Annotated in this window: 23 protein-coding genes and 2 pseudogenes; 16 read left to right on the forward strand and 9 right to left on the reverse strand. The window is 70.8% G+C overall.

The annotated features are described in order from the left end of the window. Nucleotides 1–159 precede the first annotated feature (159 nt). Nucleotides 160–1,343 (reverse strand): annotated as a pseudogene (locus ACFQH9_RS12080) (IS30 family transposase). Nucleotides 1,344–2,178: 835 nt separating this feature from the next. Between ACFQH9_RS12080 and ACFQH9_RS12085 the strand changes: the two are divergent. The 9 genes from ACFQH9_RS12085 to ACFQH9_RS12125 all read left to right on the forward strand — a co-directional run bounded on the left by ACFQH9_RS12085 (nt 2,179) and on the right by ACFQH9_RS12125 (nt 10,671). Beyond that, nucleotides 2,179–2,748, forward strand: coding sequence for a VOC family protein (locus tag ACFQH9_RS12085; RefSeq protein WP_379566187.1), 570 nt, complete (start codon nt 2,179–2,181; stop codon nt 2,746–2,748). A gap of 286 nt (nt 2,749–3,034) precedes the next feature. Then, the gene (locus ACFQH9_RS12090; RefSeq protein WP_379566093.1) at nt 3,035–4,156 is read left to right on the forward strand and encodes a catalase family protein; all 1,122 of its coding nucleotides are present in this window, start codon (nt 3,035–3,037) and stop codon (nt 4,154–4,156) included. Nucleotides 4,157–4,283: 127 nt separating this feature from the next. Next, a complete protein-coding gene (locus ACFQH9_RS12095) occupies nt 4,284–4,913 on the forward strand; it encodes a hypothetical protein (protein WP_379566094.1) in 630 nt (209 codons plus the stop codon). Between the two features lie 101 nt (nt 4,914–5,014). Further along, the gene (locus ACFQH9_RS12100; protein WP_379566095.1) at nt 5,015–6,400 is read left to right on the forward strand and encodes a Dyp-type peroxidase; all 1,386 of its coding nucleotides are present in this window, start codon (nt 5,015–5,017) and stop codon (nt 6,398–6,400) included. Between the two features lie 56 nt (nt 6,401–6,456). After that, the gene (locus ACFQH9_RS32260; RefSeq protein ID WP_379566096.1) at nt 6,457–7,119 is read left to right on the forward strand and encodes an SDR family NAD(P)-dependent oxidoreductase; all 663 of its coding nucleotides are present in this window, start codon (nt 6,457–6,459) and stop codon (nt 7,117–7,119) included. After that, nucleotides 7,116–8,606 (forward strand): dihydrolipoyl dehydrogenase family protein, encoded by a 1,491-nt coding sequence (locus ACFQH9_RS12110; protein WP_379566097.1) that lies wholly within the window; start codon nt 7,116–7,118, stop codon nt 8,604–8,606. Before ACFQH9_RS32260 ends, ACFQH9_RS12110 begins: the two co-directional genes overlap by 4 nt. Further along, nucleotides 8,603–8,797, forward strand: a complete 195-nt coding sequence (locus tag ACFQH9_RS12115; protein WP_379566098.1) for a hypothetical protein — start codon at nt 8,603–8,605, stop codon at nt 8,795–8,797. The genes ACFQH9_RS12110 and ACFQH9_RS12115 overlap by 4 nt, the downstream gene beginning before the upstream one ends. A gap of 59 nt (nt 8,798–8,856) precedes the next feature. After that, nucleotides 8,857–9,639: an enoyl-CoA hydratase/isomerase family protein gene (locus ACFQH9_RS12120; protein WP_379566099.1), complete on the forward strand. Its 783-nt coding sequence runs from the start codon at nt 8,857–8,859 to the stop codon at nt 9,637–9,639. Nucleotides 9,640–9,783: 144 nt separating this feature from the next. Further along, nucleotides 9,784–10,671: an alpha/beta fold hydrolase gene (locus ACFQH9_RS12125; RefSeq protein ID WP_379566100.1), complete on the forward strand. Its 888-nt coding sequence runs from the start codon at nt 9,784–9,786 to the stop codon at nt 10,669–10,671. 649 nt (nt 10,672–11,320) lie between these two features. On the opposite strand, the gene ACFQH9_RS12130 is transcribed toward ACFQH9_RS12125, so the two are convergent. The 3 genes from ACFQH9_RS12130 to ACFQH9_RS12140 form a co-directional block, all read right to left on the reverse strand. After that, entirely contained in the window at nt 11,321–12,178 is an 858-nt protein-coding gene (locus tag ACFQH9_RS12130) for an MBL fold metallo-hydrolase (protein WP_379566101.1), read from the reverse strand. A gap of 177 nt (nt 12,179–12,355) precedes the next feature. After that, complete coding sequence (locus ACFQH9_RS12135) at nt 12,356–13,555, reverse strand: epoxide hydrolase family protein (protein WP_379566102.1); 1,200 nt, start codon at nt 13,553–13,555, stop codon at nt 12,356–12,358. 271 nt (nt 13,556–13,826) lie between these two features. After that, complete coding sequence (locus ACFQH9_RS12140) at nt 13,827–14,246, reverse strand: hypothetical protein (RefSeq protein WP_379566103.1); 420 nt, start codon at nt 14,244–14,246, stop codon at nt 13,827–13,829. A gap of 155 nt (nt 14,247–14,401) precedes the next feature. On the opposite strand from ACFQH9_RS12140, the gene ACFQH9_RS12145 reads away from it, so the two are divergent. The 3 genes from ACFQH9_RS12145 to ACFQH9_RS12155 all read left to right on the forward strand — a co-directional run bounded on the left by ACFQH9_RS12145 (nt 14,402) and on the right by ACFQH9_RS12155 (nt 15,542). After that, on the forward strand, nt 14,402–14,671 hold the full coding sequence (locus ACFQH9_RS12145; protein WP_379566104.1) for a hypothetical protein: 270 nt from the start codon (nt 14,402–14,404) through the stop codon (nt 14,669–14,671). 71 nt (nt 14,672–14,742) lie between these two features. Continuing rightward, the gene (locus tag ACFQH9_RS12150; protein ID WP_379566105.1) at nt 14,743–15,012 is read left to right on the forward strand and encodes a hypothetical protein; all 270 of its coding nucleotides are present in this window, start codon (nt 14,743–14,745) and stop codon (nt 15,010–15,012) included. A 284-nt stretch (nt 15,013–15,296) separates the two neighbouring features. Beyond that, complete coding sequence (locus ACFQH9_RS12155; protein WP_379566106.1) at nt 15,297–15,542, forward strand: hypothetical protein; 246 nt, start codon at nt 15,297–15,299, stop codon at nt 15,540–15,542. Between the two features lie 28 nt (nt 15,543–15,570). On the opposite strand, the pseudogene ACFQH9_RS12160 reads toward ACFQH9_RS12155, so the two are convergent. Then, nucleotides 15,571–15,878, reverse strand: a pseudogene (locus ACFQH9_RS12160) (transposase); the annotation flags it as partial. On the opposite strand from ACFQH9_RS12160, the gene ACFQH9_RS12165 reads away from it, so the two are divergent. Beyond that, nucleotides 15,760–16,170 (forward strand): hypothetical protein, encoded by a 411-nt coding sequence (locus tag ACFQH9_RS12165; protein WP_379566192.1) that lies wholly within the window; start codon nt 15,760–15,762, stop codon nt 16,168–16,170. The pseudogene ACFQH9_RS12160 and the gene ACFQH9_RS12165 sit on opposite strands and share 119 nt — an antisense overlap. Before the next feature lie 29 nt (nt 16,171–16,199). Here the strand turns inward: ACFQH9_RS12165 and ACFQH9_RS12170 are convergent, their stop codons facing one another. Beyond that, nucleotides 16,200–16,772: a CAP domain-containing protein gene (locus ACFQH9_RS12170; RefSeq protein ID WP_379566107.1), complete on the reverse strand. Its 573-nt coding sequence runs from the start codon at nt 16,770–16,772 to the stop codon at nt 16,200–16,202. A 349-nt stretch (nt 16,773–17,121) separates the two neighbouring features. On the opposite strand from ACFQH9_RS12170, the gene ACFQH9_RS12175 reads away from it, so the two are divergent. Beyond that, a complete protein-coding gene (locus ACFQH9_RS12175) occupies nt 17,122–17,250 on the forward strand; it encodes a hypothetical protein (RefSeq protein ID WP_379566108.1) in 129 nt (42 codons plus the stop codon). Nucleotides 17,251–17,679: 429 nt separating this feature from the next. Here ACFQH9_RS12175 and ACFQH9_RS12180 read toward each other — a convergent pair whose 3' ends face one another. Next, nucleotides 17,680–18,513 (reverse strand): SCO6745 family protein, encoded by an 834-nt coding sequence (locus ACFQH9_RS12180; protein ID WP_379566109.1) that lies wholly within the window; start codon nt 18,511–18,513, stop codon nt 17,680–17,682. A gap of 30 nt (nt 18,514–18,543) precedes the next feature. After that, nucleotides 18,544–19,017, reverse strand: coding sequence for a SpoIIAA family protein (locus ACFQH9_RS12185; RefSeq protein ID WP_379566111.1), 474 nt, complete (start codon nt 19,015–19,017; stop codon nt 18,544–18,546). A gap of 278 nt (nt 19,018–19,295) precedes the next feature. Between ACFQH9_RS12185 and ACFQH9_RS12190 the strand changes: the two genes are divergently transcribed. Next, the gene (locus ACFQH9_RS12190; protein WP_379566112.1) at nt 19,296–22,013 is read left to right on the forward strand and encodes a helix-turn-helix transcriptional regulator; all 2,718 of its coding nucleotides are present in this window, start codon (nt 19,296–19,298) and stop codon (nt 22,011–22,013) included. Between the two features lie 136 nt (nt 22,014–22,149). On the opposite strand, the gene ACFQH9_RS12195 is transcribed toward ACFQH9_RS12190, so the two are convergent. Beyond that, a complete protein-coding gene (locus ACFQH9_RS12195) occupies nt 22,150–22,677 on the reverse strand; it encodes a hypothetical protein (protein ID WP_379566113.1) in 528 nt (175 codons plus the stop codon). 400 nt (nt 22,678–23,077) lie between these two features. On the opposite strand from ACFQH9_RS12195, the gene ACFQH9_RS12200 reads away from it, so the two are divergent. Further along, nucleotides 23,078–25,678, forward strand: coding sequence for a winged helix-turn-helix domain-containing protein (locus ACFQH9_RS12200; RefSeq protein WP_379566114.1), 2,601 nt, complete (start codon nt 23,078–23,080; stop codon nt 25,676–25,678). Nucleotides 25,679–25,730 lie beyond the last annotated feature (52 nt).

Genomic DNA, 25,730 nt, shown 5'->3' on the forward strand with positions numbered 1-25,730 from the left:
GTCCCGACGCTGGGCCAGCCAGCCGTAGTAGGTCGACGCGGCAACCCCGAGGACCCTCAGAATCGGGCTGATCCCGAAGCGGCCTTTCAGCGCCTCGACGGCTTTCACCACTTCTTCCTTGTCGGGTCCATCTCCTGGGCGAAAAAAGCACTCTTGGACTCAACCGGTCAGCGCAACAGTGCGGCGATCCTATCGGCGGGGGTGTCGAAGTCGAGGGTCTTGCGGGGCCTTGTGTTGAGTTGATGGGCGACGTGGTCGAGGTCGTCCTGGGTGAGGTCGAGGCGGGTGCCCTTCGGGAAGTACTGGCGCAGAAGGCGATTGGTGTTCTCGTTCGTGCCGCGCTGCCAGGGGCTGGCCGGGTCGGCGAAGTACACGTCCAGCCCGGTGTTCGCGCTGACGGTCTTGTGCCCGGCGAGCTCCATCCCGCGGTCCCAGGTCAGCGACTTGCGCACCTGTGCGGGCAGCCGGGTCATGACCTGCGAGAGGCCGCGGGTGACCGAGTGCATGTCCCGGCCGGGCAGCGCGACGAGCACGGTGTACCGGGTGGAGCGCTCGACGACGGTGGCGATCTGGGTCAGCCCGCGCCCGATGAGCAGATCGCCTTCCCAGTGCCCGGGCACGGCCCGGTCGGCGACCTCGGCGGGGCGATGGCGGATGGAGACCGCGTCGGTGATCTGCGAGCGCCACTGCCCGGTCACGGTGTTGTGCACGTTGCGCCGGATCGGCCGGCCCGACCGCAGGTGGCGCTGCAGGTTCTTGGCCAGCACGCCGCGGGCCTGCACGAACAGCGATTTGTAGATCGTCTCGTGTGACACCCGCATCCCCGACCCCGGCTCGTGGTGCTTGCGCAGGTACCCGGCGATCTGTTCTGGGGACCAGTCCACCCCGAGCTTGCCCGACACGAACCGGCGCAGCCGCTCGTTGCGGGCCAGCAGGCACAGCTTCGGGCGTCGGGCCCGCCGCCACGCCCGGTCGTCGGCGTCCACGGCCCGGTACTTGCGCGGCCCGGAGTTCCGGCCGATCTCGCGGCTGATCGTCGAGGGCGAGCGGCCGAGCCGGCGGGCGATCGAGCGCATCGACTCCCCACGCGCGAGGCCGCGGGAGATCTCCTCACGCTCAGCGAGGGTCAGTGAGCCCTCCCGACGACGCCGCGGCGCCGGGACGTACCCGCCGGTGCCCTTGAGTACGGTGAACACCGACCCGGGTGGGCGCAGGACCGCCCGCGCGATCTGGGAGATCGACTCCCCACGCCCCCAGCGGTCCCACAGCTCCTGCCTGTCCTCGTCCGACTGCCCGGACGGCCCAACCTCGCCAACGCCAGCACCTCCACCATGATCATCCATCACGGTGTTGCGCTGACCGGTTGAGTCCAAGAGTGCTTTTTTCGCCCAGGAAATGGACCCGACAAGGCGCAAGTGGTGAAAGCGGTCGCCGCGCTGCAGGAGCGCTCCGGAATCGCCCCGATCCCCGGGGCGGCAACAGGCAGCTCAACGCGGCGCTGCACCGCATAGCGGTCACCCAGCTACGGATCCACCCGCCAGCGCAAGCATTGCTCCGCCGCCGCATCGCCGCCGGAGACTTGAAGACTGAAGCCCTGCGGGTACTGAGACGCCACCTGGCCGACGTCGTCTACCGCCAACTGAAGGCAACTACGTCAGTGCCACAGACCGACACCCCCGAGGCCGCTTGACATAGGAGATTCTCAGAGACTCCCTTCACGGCCCTTCGGCCATGATCGTCGGTCTCCGAGCAAGCGGGGGAACCTCACCTAGTGACGACGGGGTCGTGTTCACCCAGTGGATGGCCGTTGTTGGTGAAGGGGCCGACGCAGACGCACAGCGCGGCGGCGCTCGCTGAGTACGCGCGTCCTCGAGCTCGGAACTGCGTCCGCCCGAACAGCAACACGCGTTGGACCGCGTGTTGTGCGCCCGCGGCGAGGCCTGCTGTTGCCAGGAGCAACGGTCCCCCCGCGCGGGAGCCTGATGGCCCTAGCTGACGACGACCGGCGCGCGGACGGTGGCTGCCGCTGTCAGGACCTCGACGCGCGAGATCCGCGAAACGCGCGGTCGATTCGCTCGCGCCGGACAACTGCTCTGTTAACGAATATGGGTTGTGATGAGTACGACGAACGTCCAGGGCACGAAAGCTGCGGCGACCGGGGACCTCACGACGATCGACATGAAGCTTGAGGTGGTGGTCCTTCCGGTTGCGGACGTGGACCGGGCGAAGGAGTTTTACGGCAGGCTCGGGTGGCGGGTGGACCGCACACCGCCCGGGGTCGTCCAGCTGACGCCGCACGGCTCTGCCTGCTCGGTGCAGTTCGGCCCGAGCCTCACCTCGGCTGCACCCGGGTCGGGCAAGGAGTACCTGGTCGTTGACGACCTCGAGGCCACCCGAGAGGCCTTGGTGGCTGCCGGTGTCGAAGTGAGTCCGATCTTCCACCTTGGGCCCCACGGGCCGGTCGAGGGCGTGGATCCGGCGCGGCGCAGCTACTTCTCCCGGGCGACCTTCAGCGATCCGGACGGTAACGTCTGGTTGCTGCAGGAGATCACCACTCGGCTGCCCGGCCGGGTCGAGGCCACCGAGACCGGGTTCGCGTCGACCGCGGACCTGGAGTCCGCACTGGTACGGGCGGCACGCGCGCACGGCGAACACGAGAAGCGCATCGGGCAGCGCGACGAGGAATGGCCCAAGTGGTACGCCGCCTACATGGTCGCGGAGGCGACGGGAACCGACCTACCGACGTGACCGGGTGCGAGTCGTCGTCCTCGGGAGTGTGTCGTGCAAGCACCGCGTCCCAGGCAGGGCCAAACGCCTGAGGGCCGCGATCGTCGATCCGGAAGCAGCGACTCCCCGCACTCCGCGGAGGAAATGCGTAAGGCCTGAAGACGAGGGCCGGAGGTGCCCCTGCTGGCGCGAGTGAGGAGCAACCGCCCTGCCGGCCTGTGGCCTGCGCAGGCAGGTCGAACTGCAGAAGGGGTGCTCGGCAGCCGCGGATGAACGGCCGTACCCGCCGGGCCGACCTGGAGGTCAGATGTCACCTGAGTTCGTTCGGTACACGCCGGAGATCGAGACGATCGATCCGAACATCGACGTGCTGCTCGAACAGATCATCAACTTCTGGGAGAAGAAGGGCCGCGAATCGCCCAGGACCGAGGGCACCGGGCGAGCCGTCCGTGGCGCGCATGCGAAATCGTTCGGCCTGGTCAAGGCGGAGGTCGAGATACTGGCTGATGTGCCGGAAGCGTACGCGCAGGGATTCTATGCCGAGCCGGGTCGGCACGGCGCACTGATGCGATTCTCCAGTACATCAGGTCATCTGGGCACGGATGCGCAACTGGGCCCTGGACTCGGCCTTGCGGTCAAGATATTCGATGTGCCCGGCGAGAAGTTGGTCGAGGATGAGCCGACTTCGAACACGTTCGATCTGGTGCTGAAGAACAACCCGATCTTCATCAGCAACACGGCCAAGCACTACCTGTTCATCGAGGACATCGCCAACAACATCCACGCGTACCTGGCGCGCGGCCGGGCCGGGTTCCACCAACTCCTGGCCGACGTTCTCACGGGTAGGGGTGCGCTGAAGCAGCCGGACTGGGCGTGGGAGGAGATGTTCGCCCTGGTGAGGACGGCCACCCAGACGCCGCTACGTAATCCTTTGCTCACCACGTACTGGACCATGGGCGCGATGCGTCATGGCGACTATGTCGCCAAAATACGGATAGCGCCTGCCGTGGACAGCGCTGCGCATGCGATCCACCCGGACCTCGACCTCGCCGCCGATGCGGACGTTTTCCATCCGACGCTGGTGGACGAGTTGAAAGCGAGTGCCTTTACTTTCGATCTCCAGGTGCAGTTGTGTGCGGACCTCACAGCGATGCCGGTCAACGTGCTGACCGTGGAATGGCCCGAGAAGCTCTCTCCGTTCGTGACCGTCGGCCGCGTGCGGCTGCCGCGTCAGGACATCTCTGGTCCTGAGAATTTCGAGAAGGGAGACGCGCTCGCGTTCAACCAGTGGCGGGTCACGGCGGACCACCGGCCGTTGGGCGAGATCATGAACGTGCGACGGATCTACAGCGCGTCGGCCAAGGTGCGCCGCACCCTCAACCACCAGTCGCAGACCGAGCCCGTCAGCGCGGAGTCGGTATTGCCGTGATCGGCCGACCGGTTCCGGTTGAAAGCAGAGACCGGCCCGCCAGAAGGGCATCCGCGGGTCAGCAGGGGGTATCCGCGGGTCGGCTGTATCACAACGCGAAAGAGTCGAATGAATTGAGAGGACTGTAATGTCAACGTCAACACCGACGGCCACCGGATCGGAGCAAGGTCAGACCGTCGACCAGAAACTCCAGCAGTTGCGAGAGTTGTTCGCCGACGCACCTGAGGTGGGGAGGAAAGCGCTGGAGAATGTGCTCGCCGAGCTGAAGACGCAGGTGTCGGAGCCGCGCACCCGGATGGAGAGCGCCGGGCGGGTCGGCAGCCGCCAGGGCAACGTCTCGGAGTTGACCATCATTGCCCCCTTCGCACCCGGCGGAGCCGAACGGTTGCGCGCGTTCCTGCGGCTGCTGGACGGCAACTTCGACGGCGCGAACAAGGTCGGCAGCCTCCACGACATGCGCTTCGTGTTCCTGGACAACGACACGAAGCTACTCTTCTGCACCGCCTTCGATGGCGACTGGGACCCCTACATCGACGATTTCGTCACGCAGATCCCCGACTACCTGGACATTCTCAGCTGTGGGTTGGAGGGCTGGCCGGGCATTCGCAGCCCGCAGGCCAAGGACTACCTCGCCAGCCACCAGATCACCGCAGAAGGCTGGTACGTCGCCCACCCGGATCTGACGGTGGCGGACATCAGCCGGCTCGAGCGCGTCGGTAAGGCGGTGGACGAGTTCCTGGACAAGGTCGGCGACTGAACCAGCTCCGGAGCGGTTCTGTGGGAGCGGCCAATCACAATGCCTGCCCCCACAGGCCGCCCCGGTGAGCCTGCCTGTAACCGTTCCCTGAGGAGAACGCCATGCACCTCGTCGACCGCCTCGGCGGTGAGCTTCCGCGCAGTCCCGTCACCGTCGAGCTCGACGACATCCAGGCAACGGTGCTGCGGTATCGGCCCGAGCCGTACTACGGCACGCACGTCCTGCTCCATATCGACGACGGGCGGGCCGGCCGCGAACTGCTCAGAAACCTCACGCCCTACGTCGCCTCCGCTGCCGAATGGTGGCGAGCAGGCGAGGCCTGGATCTCGGTCGCCCTCAGCTACACCGGGATGGTCGCACTGGGTCTGCCGCAGGCCTCGCTGCGGTCGTTCCCCGAAGCCTTCCGATCGGGGATGGCGGCACAGGCCGACAAGCTACGCGACTACGGGCCCAACGATCCGAAGAACTGGGATGCGCCCTTCGGTACCGGGCAGGTCCACATCGGGGTCAGCGTATTCAGCGACTCCGAGCAGGCTTGGCGCGAGACCGTGGAAATGGCACGTCACCACTATCGCCGGCTCGCCGGGATCACCGAGCTGTCGGCGCAGGCTTTCGGCGCCCAGCCGGGCGACCTCAACCCGCTCGGGTACAAGGACTCGATCGGTCAACCGGCCATCGAGGGCAGCGGCGTCGAGCCGCTGCCCGGCCAGGGTCGACCGATCAAAGCCGGCGAGTTCATCCTCGGGTATCCGGGGGAGGGCGGCGCGCCGCTGCCGATGCCGCATCCGGACGTCCTGGGCCGCAACGGCACCTTTGTCGGGTTACGCAAGTACCAGTCACGAGTCGGAACGTTCAACCGCTTCCTGCGCGAACACACCCGAACCGAGCAGGAGCGCGAGTTGCTCGCGGCGAAGCTGGTCGGCCGCTGGCGCAGCGGCGCGCCCTTGACCCTCGCGCCCAGCCAGGACGACCCGGCGCTGGGTGCCGACCCACGTCGCAACAACGACTTCACCTACGCCGACGATCCGCACGGCCACCAGGTGCCGCTCGGCTCGCACATGCGGCGGATGAACCCTCGCGACACGGTCATGACACAACTCGCCGACGTCAATGTGCATCGCATCATCCGGCGCAGCACCACCTTCGGGGCGCCCTACGACCCCGACGCGACCTCGCCCGAAGCCGACGAGGTTCCCCGCGGGCTCTACTTCCTTTTCCTCAGCGCCAAGGCGATGGAGACGATGGAGTTCCTGCAGCAAGAGTGGATCAACAACGGGAACTTCATGGACCTGGGCGACGAGCGTGATCCGAACATCGGCCTCCAGGAGGAGGGCGCGACCTTCACAATCCCCCGGGCTCCGGTGAGGCGTCGTATCCACGGCATCCAGACGTTCAACGTGCTGCGCGGCGGCGAGTACTTCTTCATGCCTTCCCTGTCCGCCTTGAGGTGGATCGGGGGCCTGCCTGCAGCTTCAACTCGGCTGTGACCGACGAACGAGTCGGCTGCGTTCGGCGGTAGCTCTCCGTAGGGAAAGGACTCCCAGTGATCGTCAAGGACAAGGTTGCCGTCGTGACCGGCGGCGCAAGCGGGATCGGCCTCGCGCTCTGCACGCGGTTCGCCCGGGAAGGCGCCGACGTCGTGCTGTCAGACCTCGATAAGGAGGCCTCTGAGCACAGGGCTGCGGAGATCGGAGCCTTCCCCGTGACGGCCGACGTCGGCCACGAAGAGGACCTCGCGAACCTCGTGTCGACCACCATCGGCCGCTTCGAAGGGGCTGGCGAAAGAGCATTCCTACGGCTTCAACCGTCCCGGGTGGAGCCCTCGGAGGCGATCATCGCCAACTGGTGGCGGCAGGGGATGATGGGCAGCGCGAAGGCGCACTACGACGGCATCGTCGCCTTCTCGCAGACCGACTTCACCGATGACCTCAAGCGGATCACGGTGCCCGTGCTGGTGATGCACGGCGACGACGACCAGATCGTCCCCTACGCCGACTCCGGACCGCTGTCGGCGGGCTCGTGCAGAACGGCACCCCGAGACCTACGCGGGCTTCCCGCACGGCATGCCGACCACCCAGGCCGAGACGATCAACACCGACCTTCTGGCCTTCCTGAGGTTATGACCGGGCGGGGCGGGGTGGCGGCGATGGCCACTGTGCATGTCCGGAACACGATCGCCGACGCGGACGGGAGTTCTAGCGCATGATCGACTACGACGTGATCGTCCTCGGTGGCGGAGCGCCCGGTGAGCACTGCGCTGCGGCGCTGGCCGGGCGTGGGTTGCGGGTGGCTGTCGTGGAGCGGGAGCTGGTCGGTGGCGAATGTTCCTACTGGGCGTGCATCCCGTCGAAGTCATTGCTGCGCCCGGGGGAGGCGGTGCAGGGGGCCCGCGAGGTCGGCGCGAGCGCGCAGGTCGACCCGCGGGCCGTGCTGGCCTGGCGGGACTTCATGGTGTCGAACTACTCCGACGCCGGGCAGGAGCGTTGGCTCGCCGAGCACGGGATCGCCCTCGTACGGGGCACGGGACGGCTGGCCGGCGCCGGCGTGGTCGAGGTCGACGGCGTCCCGCACACCGCGGAGCACGTCGTGGTGGCGATCGGGGCAGACCCGTTTGTGCCACCGATTCCCGGGCTGCGTGGGCTCGAGGGCGTGTGGGGCACCCGGGAGGCGACCAGCATGGCCGCCGTCCCGCGCCGGCTGCTCGTGCTGGGCGGCGGGTCCGCGGGCGTGGAGCTGGCACAGGTCGTGCGCCGCCTCGGCGGCGAGGCGGTGATCGTGGAGGGCGCCGACCGCGTGCTGCCCCGCGAGCCCGCCCCGCTGGGGGAGGCACTCGGGAAGGCGCTGCGCCGCGACGGGATCGAGCTCGTCCTCGGCGTGCGGGCCAGCGGGGCGTGGCGGGACGGGGGCAGTTACGTCCTGGGGTTCGACGGTGGCCCCGACCTGCGGGGTGACCGGCTGCTGGTGGCGACCGGCCGGCGCCCGCGCGTCGCCGGGATCGGCCTGGAGACGGTGGGGGTGGAGCCCGATCCCCGTGGGATCCGCGTCGACGAGTACCTGCGGGCGGGCGAGCGGCTCTGGGCGATCGGCGACGTCACCGGGGTCTGGCCACTGACGCACGTCGGGGAGTACGAGGGCGACGTGGTCACGGCGAACATCGCCGGCGAGGCGCGCCCGGCGAACTACGAGGCCGTCCCGCGGGTCACCTACACCGATCCGCAGGCCGCGGCGGTGGGCGCAAGCGAGGCGCGCTACCGGGCCACCGCCCCGCTGGCGGACGTACCGAAGACCGCCACCTACACCCACGCCTACGCCGACTCTCCCGGGTTCCTGACGCTGCTCAGCGACGGCGAGCGACTCACCGGCGCCTACGCGCTCGGACCTGAGGCCGGGGAGTGGTTGCAGCAGGCCACGCTGGCCATACGCGCTCATGTCCCGATCGCGGTGCTCAGCGACACCATCCAGCCCTTCCCGAGCTTCTCGGGGATCTACGACGCGGCCTTGGCCACGTTGCGCAGGCAGATCGCGGCGGCGCCGGATGCAGAGCCGGACATGGAGCCGGACATGGAGCCGGACATGGAGCCGGACATGGAGCCGGACATGGAGCCGGACATGGAGCCGGTCATGAAGCCGCCGCGGCCGGTCGGCGCGCTGGACGCGCAGATGGCGAGCTCGTCGAGTGGGGAGGACCGATGACAGCCACGGGTGTGCCGGTGGAGGAGCGGGCGCTGGCGGGGCAAACCGTCGCCCTGATCGGCGGCTCCGCGGGGATCGGGCTCGACACGGCGCGACGGGCTCGGGCCGAGGGCGCCGCGGTCGTGCTGACCGAAAAGCCTGCCCAGTACGTTGCCGCCGTCCTCGGCTCGATCAACGGCAGCGGGTCATGACCCGGGCAATGGGGACTCAGGTGTACCGGACGCTGCGGGTAACCTCCGGGGATCAGGGCGTGCTCAGCGTGGTGATCGACGCGCCGCCGATGAACCTGATCGGGCCGGAACTGGTACGCGACCTGGTGAACCTGACCGGCGAGCTGGAAATCTCGCCGCACATCCGCGTGGTGGTGCTGGAGAGCGCCGACCCCGACTACTTCATCCCGCACGTCGACCTGACCAAGGTCGCCGAGTACACCGCCGAGGCCGCGAAGGCCGGCGGGCCGGATGACGCCTACCTGGGCATGCTGTGGCACAAGTTCAGCGAGCTGCAGGCCGTCACGATTGCAAAGGTCCGCGGCCGAGCCCGCGGGGCGGGCAGCGAACTGGCGCTGGCCTGCGACATGCGGTTCGCCGCGCGAGAGAACGCCATCTTCGGCCAGATCGAGGCGGGGGCCGGCACCCTCCCCGGTGCTGGCGGTGTGCAGCACCTGGCCCGGCTGCTCGGCCGAGGCCGGGCCATGGAGGCGGTCCTCGGCGCCGATGATTTCGACGCCAGCACGGCCGAACGATACGGCTGGATCAACCGGGCCCTCCCGGACGCCGACCTGGACGCCTTCGTGTCCCGGCTGGCTGGGCGCATCGCTTCCTTCCCGACGGATGGTGTGCGAACAGCCAAGCGGGTACTCAACGAGCTGACCATGCCGGGGGCGGATGCGATCCGCGCCGATGCGCGCCGGTTCCACCAGCTGGTCATCGCGGAGGCAGCCCAGGCCCGCACCGCAGCCCTGTTCGGTCAGGGCCTGCAGACCCGCGGGCCGCTCGAGCTTGACCTCGGCGACCGCCTCGGAACCCTGTAGACGAAGAGACGATGCGCCATGCACATCCGGATGAACTCGTTGGCTCCACAGCAGTTTGTCACTCGACATCGCAAGAGCCGGGTCGGCGCCGAACCCGCCACCTGGACGAGGAAGAGGCCAGCAACAGCAGACGGGGGAGCAAGCATGTCGGATGACCACAACGAACTTCGCGAGGGTTACGCCGAGATCGGCGACGTCCGATTGCACTATGTCGAGGCCGGCCAGGGGCCGCTGATCGTCCTGCTACACGGCTTCCCCGACTTCTGGTACGGCTGGCGACGCCAGATCGGACCCCTCGCGAGGGCGGGATTCCGCGTCGTCGCACCTGACTTGCGCGGCTACAACCTCTCGTCGCGGCCGGACGGCGTCGCGGCCTACGACACCGAGCCGCTGGCCGCTGACATCCGCGGCCTCATTCAGGAGCGAGGCGCCCGGTCTGCGCTGCTGGCCGGCCACGACTGGGGCGGAACGGTTGCCTGGGCGACCGCGATGCACCACCCCGAGGTCGTTGACCGGCTGGCGATCCTCAACGCGGCCCATCCGCGGCGGCTGCTGGAGGGCCTGCACCACCCCGACCAACTCCGGAGATCCTGGTACTTCTTCTTCTTCGCTCTCCCGGAGCTGCCCGAGGCCGTCGTGCACGCGGACCGTTGGCGGTTCTTCCGGCACTTCCTGCGCGACGCCAGCCCGGCTCTGACGCCGGAGGAAACCGATCGCTACATCGCGGCGTGGTCGCAGCCCGGCGCAGCCACCGCGATGATCAATTACTACCGCGCCTCGGTGCGCACCCCTACCAAACGGGCCGAAGCGGCACTCCGCCCGGTCAAGGCGCCGACCTTGGTCATCTGGGGGCAACGCGATCGCTATCTCGGCCCGGAACTGGCCGAGCCCGACCGCGACGACGTGTCCAACCTGGACCGCGTCGAGTACCTGCCCGACGCGTCGCACTGGGTGCATCACGACGATCCCGAGCGTGTCACACAACTGCTCGTTGACTTCTTCCGCCCCGCTTCGGCGCCCGAGAACCGCTGAGAGTCGCCGGGACAGATCAGTGACAGCGGCAGCGGGTGATGATCGGGTCGCCGATCATGAAGGACCGGCGCTTGTGCCGCATCAGGCGACAATCAGGCGGTGTCGATGCCGCAGCAGGTCGGGGCGCGGGTGTCGTGCTATGGCTACAGGTCCGATCGCTGCCTCCGTCGACCTGCGACGACAGCCCGACCTCGAGCGGATCAGCCCGCCGACGGCGGCTGCGGCCTGTCGGGCCGGTCTGCGCGTCGGCGGGCTGGGTGGCCGTACTGATCATCGGAGTGATGCAGCGCCGGACGGGGTTGTCCGGCCGCCTCCTCGGAGCTCGGCTACTGCGCCGAGCCCTTCGAGTTCACTTCTTCTTCTGTCGTTCTTCTTGGCCTGGCGCACCTCTCGGAACCGCTCGGTGCAACCCGTGGCTAGCGAACGTGAATCTCTCACTGACGCCCGCTTTGTCAATTACGGGTTGGCGCTCGTTCGTGAGCCCGCTCGGCATCCGCGCCTGAGGAGACAGCCGAGCGCGGTCGCGCCGCAGACCCGCGAGACGGCGGCAGAGGAGGAAGCACGCCAGGGCGATCTCGGCCAGCGTCGGTGAGGCCCACCGGGCCCGGACGCACCTACCCGCGGCGCCGGGCCACCCGGAGCCCGGTGGTCAGGCCGGGAACTGGCTGGAGGCCGCGAGGAACAGCGTGTAGCGGTTCCCGTGGTTCGGGTATCTCGCGAGCATCTCGTCGATCACCTCGGGCGGCTCGTTCGACTTGGCGACGACCTGCTCGAAGTCCTCGAGGTAGCGGCGCGTCTGGTCGAGCACGCGGGTCGCGTCGTCGTCGGGGGCATCGGGGTCCCGGTGCCCGGCGATGATCGTGGCCGGGGCGAGGGCGGCCACGGCGTCGAGGGATGCCCGCCATGCCTGGCGGGTGTCCGGTGTCGACTTCCAGAGCCACATGTGGATGTCGTTGTAGACGATGTCGCCGGAGCAGACGGTGCGCAGCTCGGGCACGTGCACGATTGTGGCGTAGGTGGCGCCGTCGGCGGTGCCGACGGTGCGGATTCGGAGGGTGTGGCCTTCGAGGTCGTGGTCGGGTGAGCCGGCCAGCTCCGGGGTCGCGGGGTGCTGCGCGAGCTGTCCGGCGAACCAGGAGTTCCACAGCGTCATGGCGGCGGGTGTGGTCTGGCCGCGCGCCTCGTCGACGACCCGCTGATCGGCAGCGACCAGCTCGGTGTCGGGGAAGGCATTCAGCACTGGCCCGGCTCCGAAGAAGTGGTCGGCGTGGCCGTGTGTCACGACGATCGTCCGGAGCCGTTTGCCGGTGTTCTGCACCCACGCGGCGAGGCGCCGCCCTTCGTCGGTGGTGAGCAGCGCGTCGACGAGCACGGCGTCGCGGTCGCCGGAGATCAGCGTCGCAGTGCTGGCCGGCCAGGTGGCAGGGGCGCTGTCGTCCCAGCCCGGCCCGCCCGGGACCGGCTTGTATCCACTGGTGAAGACGTCGATCGACAATGCGTGGGCCATACCAGCTCCTCTGCTCGATCGGGCTAGCCGAAGGTGAAGACGGAGGCCTGGGCGCCGTGCCGAACCCGACCACGGCGACGCTGCTGCGCAGCCCGGCCCGCGTCAGCGGTCCCGAGTTCCGCCGGGCGGTGGCACCGCTGGGGGGCTCGCCCTCGACGGGCAGCTCGGCCGTCGCGATCACCGCAGTGACCGGAAGGCGGCCCGGACCTCGGTGGCGAAGGTCTGCGGCTGTTCCCAGGCGGCGAAGTGGCCGCCCTCGTCGACCACGTTGTAGTGGACGAGCTTGGGGTAGGCCCGTTCGGCCCAGCTGCGTGGGGCGGGGTAGAGCTCGTCGGGGAACACGGTCACGCCGACCGGGATCTCGACACCGCGCGTGTCGAAGAACGCTCCGGTGTTCTCCCAGTAGAGGCGCCCGGAGGAGATCGCGGTGTTGGTCAGCCAGTAGTGGGTGACGTTGTCGAGGACGTCGTCGCGGGACAGGCCGCCGGGTCGACCGGCGAAAGCGCGCGCGATGAGTTCGTAGCTGCGGACGTCGTGGTCGAGCATCCAGGCGGCCAGCCCGATCGGGGAGTCCGCGATGGCGTAGAGGGTCTGCGGCCGGTTGGCCATCTCGGTGGCGTAGCCCAGCCCGGTTGCGTAGAAGTGGGCCAGCACCTCATAGGCGGTCTTCTCCTCGGTGGACAGGCCGGCGGGGGTTGGCCCGCCGATCTGAAGTGCTCGGGAGATCTCCGGGGGGACGGTCGCGGGCATGTTGGTGTGGATGCCGAGTAGCCCCGGCGGCTTGGCCAGGGCCATCTGTTCGGTGACGGCGTTGCCCCAGTCGCCGCCCTGCGCGACGTAGCGGGTGTAGCCGAGCCGGTTCATGAGCTCGATCCAGGCCCGGGCGATGCGGACCGGGTTCCAGCCGGTCTCGGTCGGCTTGCCGGAGAACCCGTAGCCGGGCAGCGACGGGATCACCAGATGGAACGCATCGGCTGCGCTCGCCCCGTGGTCGGTCGGTCTGGTGAGCGGGCCGATGATCTTCAACTGCTCGACCGTGGAGCCCGGCCAGCCGTGGGTGACGATGAGTGGCAGGGCGTCCTCGTGCTCCGAGCGGACGTGGATGAAGTGGATGTCGACGCCGTCGATCTCGGTGACGAAGTGCGGGAGGGCCGCGAAGTGTTCCTCGAACCGGCGCCAGTCGTACTCGCTCGCCCAGTAGTCGGCGAGAGCCTGGATCGTCTCGAGCCGCACGCCTTGGGAGGGGTCGGGTTCCCGGTCGGGCCACTTCGTCGCGACGATGCGTCTGCGCAGGTCGGCCAGCTGCTCCTCGGGCACGTTGATCGTGAACGGACGGATCCCGGTCCGGCCGGCGTCGGCCGAGGCCGTCACTCCCATGGCTCGCTCCTGTCACTGGAAGATCGGAAGGCTCCGCGGCCCGCACGGAGCCCGGGCGGCGACCTATGCTCCGGCCCTGACTACCGGTGCCATCGCCTAGCGGAGGTGAATCGAGGCTGCCCAGCAATCCGAGCGGCGGCTGTCCCTGATCCACGCCGATCGCGGGCCCGTCCAGCCCTGGGTGTGCGGAGCGGATCGAATACCCGCGCCGGCCGCCCACCGGAGCGGCCGTCGCGGCCCCTCGCCACGACAAGAGCACGGCTCGCGGCGGTCAGATGCCGGGCGCCTTGCCGAGGACCTCGTGGAGGTAGGTGTTGGGGTGACGCCCGTCGAACGCGTCCGTGCCAAGGTCCTCGGCGGTGACGGAAACCGGGACGTCGGTGTGCTCCTCGGCCGACCATTTCATGCTCCCGGCCACGGGGAACGGGCCATCCGGGTGGGGTGGCCGCCGCCGCGGGTTCGGGCGCGGGAGCTTCTGCGATGAGGCCGCAGTCGTGGTCGCCAGTGACGACGACCAGGGTGTCGGGGTGGTGGGCCACGTAGTCGCGGGCGACGTCGGCTGCGGGACCAGTTCGACATTGGTCGACGCAGAGCGTGCGGCGACACCGGTTGCATGGCGTTGCAGCCCGTGCATCCTGCGTGGTCTGCTCGCGGGCGCCGCGAGCTCGATGATCTTCACTGGATTGCCCACGGGGCGGACCTGGAGAAGCAGTCTGCGTTCGCTGCGGGAGTGGCGGCTAGATGTGGGCGTGCGCGGCGGCGGCGACTCCTGGGGTCCCTCCGCCTCCGTTGGAGGAGATCTGCGCCGAGCTCGGGGTGCGGAACTGGCCCGTGTTGCCTGCCGGGGTGGGCTGGGCTGAGGGCGGCGAGGTGTGTTTGCGGTGGCTGCTGGGGCGGCAGGACCGGCCGCCACTGCCAATTCCGGAGCGGCTCGCTGACGGGTCGCTAGCCTCGCCGGAGGAGCTGGTGGAGCGGGAGATCGCGGCCCGACCGTGGGCGTTCGAGGAGCCCGAGCGGCGCCTGGAGCTGCGCCGTCGCGCCGAGCGCGAGGCTCGGCGTTCCCGGCAGCTCGTGGACCTGATCGCACGAACGAAGGTCTCACTCGCCTCTGGTTAGCGGTCGTAGCCGGCCGCCTGGTCTGCGGCCATCTCCTGGTCCCGGTCCTGCTGAGCCCAGAGTGCGAGCTGTTGGGCGCGGGCGTGTTCGGCGGACTCGTCGGTTCCGTGGGCGAGGTCGAGCTGTTCTCGGGCGTGGATCTGGGCGAGGGCGTTCTGCGCGCGGCGGATCGCCTCGACGGTGCTGTCGCCGGCGGTGCTGTATGTGGCCCGTTCGGTCCGAGCGCTTGGGGTCGGCTGCCGTTCGGCCGGCGCGAGGTCAAGTTCGGTGATCTCTCGCTGCTGGTCGTCGAGGAGTTGGTCGGTGTGGTGGGCGTGCGTCGAGCCACTCTTGGGCGGTGACCTGGTCGGTCGGGCTGTCGAGGTCGACGCCGCGGGCGGCGAGTTCGTTGCGGGCGCGGTCGGCATTGACGCGGGTGATGGCGGAGTGGGCGTACCAGGCGGCGCGGGCGTCGTCGATGATCTCCAGCTCGGCGGCGCGAGCGGCGGCCCGTTCGGCCTCGGCACGGGCTTCGCCGGCGGCGGCCAGGAGCTGCTCGCGTTCGACGGGGTCGTGAAGGGTTTCTACCCGCGCAGTCCACAATTCGGCGTCGGTGTGGTGGCTTCGTGCCTGTTGGTGGGCGGCGGTGAGGGTCGTCGGCGACCCAGTCGGGGGCCCAGGTCTTCTCGCGGTCGTAGGCGGCGACGCGGACGCGGAGTTGGCCGTCGGTCATCTGTTGTTCGTCGGCGCCGCGGTCGGGCAGGTCGAGGGCGGTGTGGGCGGTGTGCCAGGCGGCGTGGTATTCGGCGACGCCGGCCGGGGGCGGCGGACCGAGGGGGCCCCGGTCGTCGGTGTGGTCGGCGAGTTCGCGGTAGGCGGCGGCCCAGCCTGAACCGGCCTGGGTCCGTCGGAGACGGGGTTTAGGCCACCTCGGGTGTCGCGGCGGCCGGTGGAAGGTCACGGTAGCGCTGTTCGAACTCCACGGGTGGGAGGTAGCCGAGCGCGGAGTGCAGCGGGTGGTGTTGAACCAGTGCACCCACTGCGCGGTCCCGCGCTCCAGCTCGTCGCGCCCGGTCCAGGAGCGGTCCTGCCGGTCGACGACTTCGGTCTTGAACAGCCCGATCGCCGACTCCATCAGCGCGTTGTCCAGGGCGTCGCCCACGCTGCCGATCGAGCCGGCGATCCCGGCCTCGCGCAGGGCCTCGGTGAACGCCAGCGACGTGTACTGGCCGGTCCTTGACCGCTGCGCGCAACGCGGCCCGCACGTTGCTGAGCGGGTCGCCCACGAGATCGACGAAGAGGGCTCGCTGACCCACGACGGCGATGCCCGGTTGCGGATCCACGTGCACAACGCGCGCCGGCGGCCCAACAAGTGGGGCGTGAGCCTCGGCAAGGTCAACCGCGACTCGCGCAAGCTCGTCGACCTCGCAGTCTGCATGGTCGGCGCCCGGATGGGCCGCCGGCTCGCCCTCAACAGCGGGATCACCTCCAAGCGCAAGCGCAGCGGGTGCGTGTGGTGATCGAGACGACGAACGGCTTCGTCCTCAGCTCAGTACGGCCGCTGGCCGCTGATGTTGCCCTTGGGCGAGTAGTTGCAGACCCACAGCACGTAGTTCTTGGTTCCGACCGACCACTGCGCCTTTCCGCAGCCAATCTTGAGGGTCTTCGCCCAGACCATCTGGGTGTAGTGCTTACAGGCGATGCCGCCGCCGGAGCAGGCGTTCGACTCGTAGTTGTACAGGGACCGCTCGCCTCCCCAGTAGTTCGTCGCCGGGATCGGAGTGACATTCGGCTGCGAAGGCGTGCTCCACTGCCAAAACGTGTTCTCGCCGTAGACGTTGTTCGGCCGATGCTGAGGCGACGAATTCGGGTTCGCCTTCAGCCTCACCGCTTCCTTGTTCGCCCAGTCCTGCGCGGTCGCGGCGACTGCGGCGTCCCAGCTGACGTTCGGGATCGTGATCGTCCGCTTGAGCCGTGCGGTCTCGTCCTTCGCAACCTGCTGTCGCAGCGAGTTGTGGGCATTGACGGCCTGCGTGATGTCGGTAGAGCTGACGCCCGTCTGGGCGGCCCCGACTCCGGTCCCGACTCCGAGGTAAAACGTGGCGCAGAGTGCAAGCAACACCCCAACAATGATTGATCGACGCACAGTAGTGCCCCCTCTCGTTGTCTGGTCGCCGAGAGATGGCTGCGATCATGCCGGGGATACGGCGCTGTGATTTGAATCACAACCGCTGGTTCTGGGTCAGCGCAGCCGCCCTCCGGCGCACAACACAGTGAAAGGTCCGGGGGAGCACGTGCTGAGCGAGTCCGACCTCAAGGCTCGTCACCGACGAGCTGTGGCCCCGGTGGAAGGCTGAGCGCGAGCGGCTCGACGTCGTCGACGCCTCGTCGCGCTGGCATCAGCAGCCGCTGACCCTGCCCCGCAAGGCCACCGCCGAGCACAAGGAGCTCGAGGAGATCAGCCGCACCCCGTGCTCGGCCTCGTCGTCACGACCGTCGCGCAGTGCATGTACGTCGACAGCTACAGCTCTGCGGTCGACGCCGGCGCCGCGCCCGAGCCATCCCCCGGTGGCGGCCTCGAGATCGCCGAACGGGTGTGACAGCCGCTCGCCGTCCGCATCGCGAGGGGCGTACGGCCGCCTCGGCCGAGCCGGCGCGCAGGACGGCGGTGCCGTCGGGTACTGGAACCAGCGCTGGGAGGGCTCATGGTGGTGGGCGGAGGCATCCGCCCGTACTGCCGCTCCGCGCGCTGCCCGAGCACCGTGGCGCCAGAGGGCCGTGGCGCCGGAGGGCCGGCGCCATGCGCTCGGGTCGTAGCGGGTGAGCGCCTGGACGCTCTCGGCTTCGATCTCCTGTTCGGTGTGCTTGAGGACCTCAAGGACTTCGGCCGGGGTGTCGGCGAGGCGGTAACAGCGTTCTTTCCTCGCCATAGGTCGGCGCATCATCGACCGGCTGAACAGGCATCGCGATCGTCCACCTGCGACCTGGACGATCAGCGCTCGTCGTCACCCCCGCCGCCCCACCGTTCGTCACTGCGACCCGGCGGCGACCAGTGACGCGGTGATGGGTTCGAGCTCGGTCATCAGCTCGTCGAGCTCGGCGGGGGAGAGGGCCTCGTAGGGCGGGGATGCGAGCTCGTCGGTGAGGGCTTCGATGCGTCGCTTGGTCTCGCGGCCGGCCTCGGTGAACCGGCTCTCGGTGTCGACGAGCCCGCGCTCGCGCAGCCCGTCCATCACCGCGGCCAGCCGCTGCTTCGGCAGGTGGTGGATGCGCCCGAACGACTCCGGCGGGTGGATGCCCATCTCCAACGCGGTCAGCACGTGGGCCTCCGTGCCGCCGATGCGTGCGCCGACGAGAGCGGCGACGTGCCCGTCACCGCGGTGCTCGCGCAGCATGGTCGCGGAATGCCACAGGCGGGCGACCGGGTCGCTCGGCACCGGAAGGGTGCGCATCCCGGCGTACATCACCCGACCTTCCGTGGGCGCGCTCGTCGCGGCCTTGGTGGTCAGGTCGGCGGCGCGCACCAGGCCCGGGGAGCCTGCCAGCTCGTCGCCGAGGATCCGCCGCAGTGAGGCCGCGCTGCCCCGCTCCCGTGCGGCGACGGACGCCTCGGGCGGGATCGTCTCCCACGCGCTCGGGATGTGCCGCGCGGCCTCCCCCTCGGCGAAGCTGTAGAAGGCCGCGTGCACGACCTGCGCGGGCACCCGCCCCAGCGGCGCGGCGCGGCTGGCGAAGTAGCCGTCCCAGTAGGTGCGGTGGCCGAGCGCGGCCAGCTCCTCGTTGCACTCGTCGGCGAAGTAGGTGACCAGGCAGATCGGCTCCAGGAGCTCGAACATCCGGCGGGCGGTGCTCGCGGTGGGCATGCCTGGTCCGACCCGGGGAGCACCCCGAACTCATCGGTTCGTGGAGGACTCCTGTTCGCCCTGTCGTGGTTCGACCGGGTGAGGCACCGGGCCGCTGCGGTGTGCCTCCGTGGCGGAGACGTACGGGGGTTCTGTCGGATCGGCCGGGGTGTTCTCGTGCTCCTCCGCGGCGACCCATCGCTTGGCCGCCTCGAGCTCGGCGACCGGGAAGCCTCGCAGCCGGCCCGGCACGAGGAGGGAGAGCATCCGCAGCGCGGGCCGGAGCCACGTCTCGTCGCTGACGACCGCCACCCGCTCGTAGGACGTGGGGTGGCGCACGGCGAAGGCGATCTCCTCCCCGAGCTCGTCGGACTCGTAGTCGCGGAGTGCGGGTCCGAAGAGGTAGAGGAGGCGCAGCTTCGCCCCCCGGGCGATCTCCTGGCGCAGGACCGGCGCCACGACGTCCTCGAAGTCGTCGTCGTCGACCTTGCCGGCCGCCTCGAACCCGATCGTTCCTGCCGGCATGTGGGACATCCGCCTGAGCACGCTGACCTCCTGTGTTCGCACGGCCGGACGGTGCCACGGCCACGGTGCCGTCCCCCTCCGGGCGGTGTGTCATCCCCGGAAGGTGAACGCCGAGGTGCCGAGGGGAGCGGCTCGGGTCGGGGACCGCACCGCACAGGTGGTCCTCCTCGGAGAAGGACGCCGGCTCATCCCGGAACGGGGCACCGTCGACACCCGTGCGTGACCGCCCCGGCTCGAGGTGCCGGTCGGGCGGCGGGGGGCGACCTGGAGGTGGCGGTGTGACGAGCGTTCCGGATCCGAAGATCTCCGTGCCACGACTGCCGTCGGACCTCCTCCGACGACCACTCCTGCGCCACGAGCTCGACAAGATCTGCGACGTCGGGCTCGTCTGCGCGCCCGCGGGATACGGGAAGACCCTGCTGCTCGCGGAGTGGGCGGCGGCCGCACGACCCGGGCGGGACACCGCGTGGGTGAACCTCGACAGCGACGACGACGATCCGCGGCTGTTCTGGAGCGCCGTGCTCGCCGCCCTCGCCCGCTGCCCCACGGTCCCGGCGACCAGTGCCGTCCGGACCGGCCCCCGCGGTCGGGGCTGGGACGTGTCGGCGGCCGGCCGACCCGAGTTCGGGGCCGAGGTCGCCGTCGCACTCGGCGAACTCGAGCGTCCCGTCCGCCTGGTGCTCGACGACCTGCAGGAGCTGCACTCACCCGAGGTCCTGCACGACGTCGCGCGGCTCCTGCAGCACCGTCCGCGCACGATCCCCGTCGCACTGGGGTCCAGGTCGGACCCACCGATCGGTCTCCAGCGCCTCCGGCCCGAGGGTCGGCTGGTGGAGCTCCGGGCCGATCGGCTGCGCCTGGACCGCGACGAGGCCGAGGCGCTCCTGCACGCGGCCGGGGTGCGGCTCCGCCCCGACCAGCTCGACCGGCTGTACCGGCAGACGGACGGATGGCCCGTCGGCCTGCGATTCGCCGCGACAGCCCTGTCCGCGACGCCGGACGTCGAAGGCTTCCTCTCCCGGTTCTCGGGGGTGGATCGCGCCGTCGCCGACTACCTGGTCGGTGAGGTCCTCGCCGGCCTGCCCGCGTCCTCGGTCGACCTGCTGCGCCGGACCAGCGTCTGCGACGAGATCCCGGTGGCACTCGCCGTCGAGCTGTCCGGCCGGGAGGACGCCGGCCACGTCCTCGGCGATCTCGAGTCCCGGAGCGCCCTGGTGCGCCTGCACGGCCGGAGGCCGGCCACCTACCGATTGCAGCCCCTTGTCCGCAGCCTCCTCCTCGCCGACCTGCACCGGCGCACCGCGCAGCGCCCGGCCGCCCTGCACGGCGCTGCGGCTCGCTGGTGGCTCGAGCGGAACCGCCCGGTGGCGGCCCTGCAGCACGCCTCGCAGGCCGAGGACGCGGCGCTCCTCGTGGACACGATCGCCCGCGTCGCCGTTCCCCTGCTGGTCCGGGGGCAGCACGGACAACTGCGCCGCGCGCTGCGCGTCGCCGGTGGCAGCGCGGTCGATCCGTGGTGGTCCGTCGTGGAGGCGTTGGCCGCCGACCAGGCCGGGGACCGCCCGGCCGCGGTCGCGGCGGCGCGGCAGGCCCACCGCTGCTGGCCGCCCGATCCGCCTGCCGCCCTGGCCGTCCTGGGCGCGATCGCGGATCGGCTCGGAGGTCTGCCTCAGGTCGGGCGCGGCGCCGGGCCGGATGTGGGGGGTCCCTGCACTCCCGGGATCCCGCTCGGCCCCGAGCCGGAGGCGCTCCTCGAGGTCGCCCGGTGTGCCGCCCGAATTCGCGATCGACGCCTCGGCGACGACGTCCGACCCGCGCGCCGCGTGCTCGACGACATGCTGGTCGCTGCCCGGCACGCAGGCTGGGACCATCTGCTGGTGCAGACCCGCGCCGCCGCGGCCGACGCGGCCGGGGCGGACGGCGACGTGGCGGCCATGCGCGAGCACGCGGCACACGCCCACGCGCTCGCGACGGCCCGGGGATGGGCCGCCTCACCCGCCGCGCTCGGCGCCGTCGTGCCGCTCGCCCACGCCGCGCTCCTCGCCGCGGACCCGGACCAGGCCCTCGTGCTCGTGCGCGAGGCGCTGTCACGGGCGGAGACCGCGGACCCCGTGCTGCGGTTCTCCCTGCTGGTGGTGGACGGGGCCGCCGCCACGGACCTCGGCGACCACCGACAGGGCCTGAGCACGCTCCAGCAGGCACGGGTCGTCCTCGGCGAGCACGAGGCCGACCCGATCGGCCTCGCGCTCGCGGCGACGGCGGAGTTCGGCGCCGCCCTCCGTCTCGGCCACCACGCCGCCGCACGGGCCGCGCTGAGCTGGCTCGCCGGGCGCTGCGGCGTGACCGGCGAGATCCTGCTCCTCCGGGCGCGGTCGGACGTCGTTGGTGGCCGTCCGGAGCAGGCCCGCGCGACCCTGGACCGGCTCGTCGAGGGCAGGGCCCCGTGCGCGCTGCCCTCGACGGTCGTGGAGGCCCACCTGCTGCGCTGCGAACTCGCGGTCCGGTCGGGGGACGGGTTCGCCGCGCGACGCGCTCTGCGGGACGCGGTCGCGACGGCCGAACCCCACGACCTGGTGCGCCCCTTCGTGCACGCCGGAGCGGCGGTGCGGCAGCTGCTGGCCCACCAGTTCGGCAGCCTGGAGATGGCCCACACGTTGCCGGGGCGCGCCCTCGCGCTCGCGACAGGGGACCCCGACGGGCTCGACGCCGTGCTCAGCAGCCGTGAGCAGGACGTGCTGGAACTGCTGCCCTCCCTGCGGTCCCTCGAGGAGATCGCCGACGACCTGGGGGTGTCCGTCAACACGGTGAAGACCCATGTGCGGTCGATCTACGCCAAGCTCGGTGTCGGCAACCGTCGCGACGCGGTCGTCGTCGGCTACGAGCACGGCCTGATGCACCGCACCGCCGTGCCCGCCCTGCCCGCGGTCGGTCACGCGGCCGCACCCGGTCACTCACGAACGCGCTTCCAGCACGATCACCACGGTGCCGTCGGCTGATCCCAGCCGGTCAGCGCCGGCGGACCAGGCGACGCGCGGTCCGGCGGGCGGCGCGCCGTCCGCTCCGGCAGGCGAGCCTGCGGTCTCGGCCCAACATCGACGTCCTCCCTTCTCCGCTCCGTGCCGTCGCGATGCCTCAGACGGTGTCCTCGGACATGGCCACGATCGCCTCGGCCTCCTGCGCCGCCACCAGGCCGACACCCACCAGGTCCAGGGGGCTCACGAACTCGGAGGCGAGCCTGATGCCGCCGGCCTGTGCGACGGCGTCGCGGAGCGGGATGGCCCAGCGGTGTTCGAGCAGGACGAGCGCGGCCGCCGTTCCCTCGGGAATGTCGGCCAGGGCGTCCCAGGCCTCCTCGTCGAGGAGCTCGTCCTCGTAGGACAGCGCCTCGGCTCCGAGGGCGGCACCCTCCTCCGGCGTGAGACCGGCGCCGATCCCGACCAGCGCGCCCACGACGGCGCCGAACTCGGCCCGCTCGGCCTCGTCGAGCTGGGTCTCCTTCAGCCTGCTGACCTCGCCGCCCACCGCCTTCTGCACGGCCAGGAAGTCGATCACCCGCACCATGTCGTCGTCGCGGAGCCGCTCGAGCTCCGCACGGATGCGGCCCTGGAAGTTCGGGTGGTCGAACCCGAGCACGAGCATCTGCACCGGACCGATGGTCATCGTCGTCCTCCTCCGTCGTGCGTGTCGCCCTGCATGGCTTGTCCTGCTTCTGCGCAGCTGGGTCTTCCTGCGGGGCGGGCTCCCGGAGTGTGGGTCGGCGACGCCCCGGGACGGTCATCCGTCGGGGGTGGCTCCGCCTCCTCGCCGGCGTGAGACCGACGCGGTACGCCTTCCGGACCAGGCGAAAGGGCCCCGGATGAGGCCTTTCGCCACATCGCACCATCCCGTCGAGGTGGCACCATCGGACGGTCGGCCGGGTCCAACGTCGTGTCTCGGGCTGAGGACGGCGACTGCGACGAGTCGCGGAGGACACGACCCACGGGCAGGGGCGATGGCGCGACATCGAGCGGTCAGGGTCAGGAGGGCCGGCGGGCGCCGTCCCGAGCCGGCGCGTGCGACGGTGCGGGTCCCCAGCGCCGGCGGCCTCGTGCGACGGCCCCGGCTGGACGACCTGCTCGACGCCGATCTGACCGCCCCGGTGACGCTCGTGGCCGCGGCCGCCGGGTGGGGCAAGACCGTTCTGCTGAGCTCCTGGGTGGATGCCGGCGCGGACGCCCGCACCGTCGCCTGGCTGAACCTCGAGGCGATCCACGACGCCCCCAAGCCCTTCTGGCAGGCCGTCGCGGCGGCGCTGCGCGATGCGACGGGCGAGGCGGCGGTCCAGGCCCTGCAGGACGTCGTCGCGGGCTCCGTGGCGACGGACTATCTGCCGAGCGCCGTCGCCGACGCGGTCCGGAGCGTGCGGACCCCGGTCGTGCTCGTCCTGGACGGCCTGCACGAGATCACCTCGTCCGAGGTGCACCAGGGGATCCTGCGTCTCGTGGACCGGCCGGTGGCGAGCCTGTCGATCGTCGTCGCCACCCGGAGGGACCCGCCGTGGCCCCTGCAACGGTTGCGGGTGGCCGGGTCCGTTCACGACGTCCGGGCCGCCGACCTCGCGTTCCGGCACGACGAGGCCGCGGAGTTGTTCGGGCTCCTCGGGTTGGAGCTGACGTCGGTCCAGGTGGACCGGCTGCTGGACCGGACCGAGGGATGGCCGGCGGGACTCCGCCTGGCCGCGCTGCACCTGCAGGACCGGGCGGACGTCGACGCCGCGGTCGCCGCCTTCTCCGGCGACGACCACACCGTCGCGGGGTACCTGCTGACCGAGGTGCTCGACCAGCAGGCCCCGGAGCTGATGACCTTCCTGACCGCGGTCAGCGTGGTCGATCTGGTCTGTGCCGATCTCGCTCGCGCGCTCACCGGTCGCGCCGACGCCGGCCAGGTGCTCGCCGATCTCGCCGGTGCTCACCTCTTCGTCCGCGAAGTCGACCGGCCCGGCCGCTGGTTCCGGCTGCACCGCCTCGTCCTGGACATCCTCAGGGCGCGGAGCATGCCCTCCCGGGAGCGCCGCGACCTGCACCGGCGGGCGGCGGAATGGTTCCGCGGGAACGGCATGCCCCTCGAGGCCATCCACTCCTCGGTGACCGCGGGCCTGTGGCGGCTGGCCGCCGACCTGACGGGGATCCATGCGCTGACGCTCGTGATGGGCGGTGACGGCCGACCGCTCGAGCGCGTGCTGGCCCAGGTTCCCGCCACCGTCGCGGGCGTTCACCCGGAGATCGCCGCAGGACTCGCCGGAGCCAGGGTGGCGCAGGGGATCGGGCTCGACGTGCCCCGCCTCCTCGAGGCGGCCCGGACGGTACCGGTGAGCGGCCTCCCGAGCCGGCGGAGGGATCGAGCCGAGGTGCTGCGGCTGATGAGCACCGGCGGGTTCGGGAGGCTGGTCGGCGACTGGGACATGGTGCGCGACGCCTACCGGCAGGTCCCGCTCGAACCGGACGCACTCGCGGCGCTGGGGATGGCCGGCGGGGAGATCGTGCCGGTCGTCGTGCACAACAATCTCGGGACCGCCGCCTTGTGGACCGGTGACCTCGACGCCGCCGAACGTCATCTGACGGCTGCCGTCGAGGCCGCGGTGCCCGGCGTCGTCCTGGCGCAGCTGAACGCCCTGGCCTACCGCGCACTGCTCCGGGCCGAGCGTGGCGAGCTCGACTCCGCCGAGAGCGAGGCACGCAAGGTCCTCGCCACGGCGGCCGCGGCCGGGATGGAGGACACGGCGCAGGTGGCGGCGGCTCACCTGGCGCTGGTCGAGGTGGCTCTGGACCGCGGGGATCCCGAGGCCGCCGACGAGCGGTCGGCGCGCCTGGCGGCGTTCGAGAACGCCACCGCCGAGCCGCACGTGCGGTTCGTGGCGGCGCTGCTGGCGGCGGAGCGGCTGGCGGCCGCCGGCGAGCACGAGTCCGCCCTCGCGAACCTGCGGGCGCAGCTCGACGCCGAGGCCGATCGGGCCCCGCTCGTGCTGGTCGAACGTGCCCGCCTCCTGGAGGCCTCGGTGCTCGCGACGACGGGCGAACCGGAACGCACCCTCGCCGTGCTCGACGACATGGGGACACCGAGCACACCGGGCGCTCTGCTGAGCGCGGCGCGACTGAGGCTGCGGCTGGGAGACCGGCGGACCGCAGAACACCTCCGCCGTCTCGTCGGCGACCCACCGACGGCGCGGATCGGCGTACGGGTCCGGATCCTCGACGCGCTGCTCGCCGCGGCGGCCGGCGAGGAGTCCCGCGCCCGGGACCGGCTCGAGGAGGCCCTCGTCGCCGGCCTGTCGTGCGGGCTCCGGGGTCCGTTCCTGGTCGAGGGCCCGGAGCTCCGGCCGCTCCTGCAGAGGTGTCTCGAACGGGGCACCGCGACGCCGGAGTTCGCCCTCGACCTGCTCGGGCGCATGGTCGCGGGCCCGGAGGAGGCGGGCGGGGTCCATGCGCTCGTCGACCCGCCGACCGAGCGGGAACGGACGGTCCTGCAGTACCTCTCCAGCAGTCTCAGCAACGCCGAGATCGCCGCCGAGCTGTACGTCTCGGTCAGCACGGTGAAGACCCACGAGAGAGCCCTCTACCGGAAGCTCGGAGCGTCCGGCAGGCGCGACGCGGTACGCCGGGCCCGTCTCCTGGGCCTCCTCTGACGAACGCTGCCTCGGACCATGCCGCCGGATCGCGCTGCGCTCATCCGGAGCG

Source organism: Pseudonocardia lutea, assembly GCF_042658055.1.
GTDB classification, from domain to species: Bacteria; Actinomycetota; Actinomycetes; order Mycobacteriales; family Pseudonocardiaceae; genus Pseudonocardia; species Pseudonocardia lutea.

What these genes read in the sequence shown, in the direction of transcription:
- ACFQH9_RS12185 (WP_379566111.1), bottom strand. Translation starts at nt 19,017, where the DNA reads ATGCCGGCAGGAACGATCGGGTTCGAGGCGGCCGGCAAGGTCGACGAC.
- ACFQH9_RS12180 (WP_379566109.1), bottom strand. Translation starts at nt 18,513, where the DNA reads ATGCCCACCGCGAGCACCGCCCGCCGGATGTTCGAGCTCCTGGAGCCG.
- ACFQH9_RS12085 (WP_379566187.1), top strand. Translation starts at nt 2,179, where the DNA reads ATGAAGCTTGAGGTGGTGGTCCTTCCGGTTGCGGACGTGGACCGGGCG.
- ACFQH9_RS12125 (WP_379566100.1), top strand. Translation starts at nt 9,784, where the DNA reads ATGTCGGATGACCACAACGAACTTCGCGAGGGTTACGCCGAGATCGGC.
- ACFQH9_RS12090 (WP_379566093.1), top strand. Translation starts at nt 3,035, where the DNA reads ATGTCACCTGAGTTCGTTCGGTACACGCCGGAGATCGAGACGATCGAT.
- ACFQH9_RS12095 (WP_379566094.1), top strand. Translation starts at nt 4,284, where the DNA reads ATGTCAACGTCAACACCGACGGCCACCGGATCGGAGCAAGGTCAGACC.
- ACFQH9_RS12135 (WP_379566102.1), bottom strand. Translation starts at nt 13,555, where the DNA reads ATGGGAGTGACGGCCTCGGCCGACGCCGGCCGGACCGGGATCCGTCCG.
- ACFQH9_RS12110 (WP_379566097.1), top strand. Translation starts at nt 7,116, where the DNA reads ATGATCGACTACGACGTGATCGTCCTCGGTGGCGGAGCGCCCGGTGAG.
- ACFQH9_RS12115 (WP_379566098.1), top strand. Translation starts at nt 8,603, where the DNA reads ATGACAGCCACGGGTGTGCCGGTGGAGGAGCGGGCGCTGGCGGGGCAA.
- ACFQH9_RS12100 (WP_379566095.1), top strand. Translation starts at nt 5,015, where the DNA reads ATGCACCTCGTCGACCGCCTCGGCGGTGAGCTTCCGCGCAGTCCCGTC.
- ACFQH9_RS12195 (WP_379566113.1), bottom strand. Translation starts at nt 22,677, where the DNA reads ATGACCATCGGTCCGGTGCAGATGCTCGTGCTCGGGTTCGACCACCCG.
- ACFQH9_RS12130 (WP_379566101.1), bottom strand. Translation starts at nt 12,178, where the DNA reads ATGGCCCACGCATTGTCGATCGACGTCTTCACCAGTGGATACAAGCCG.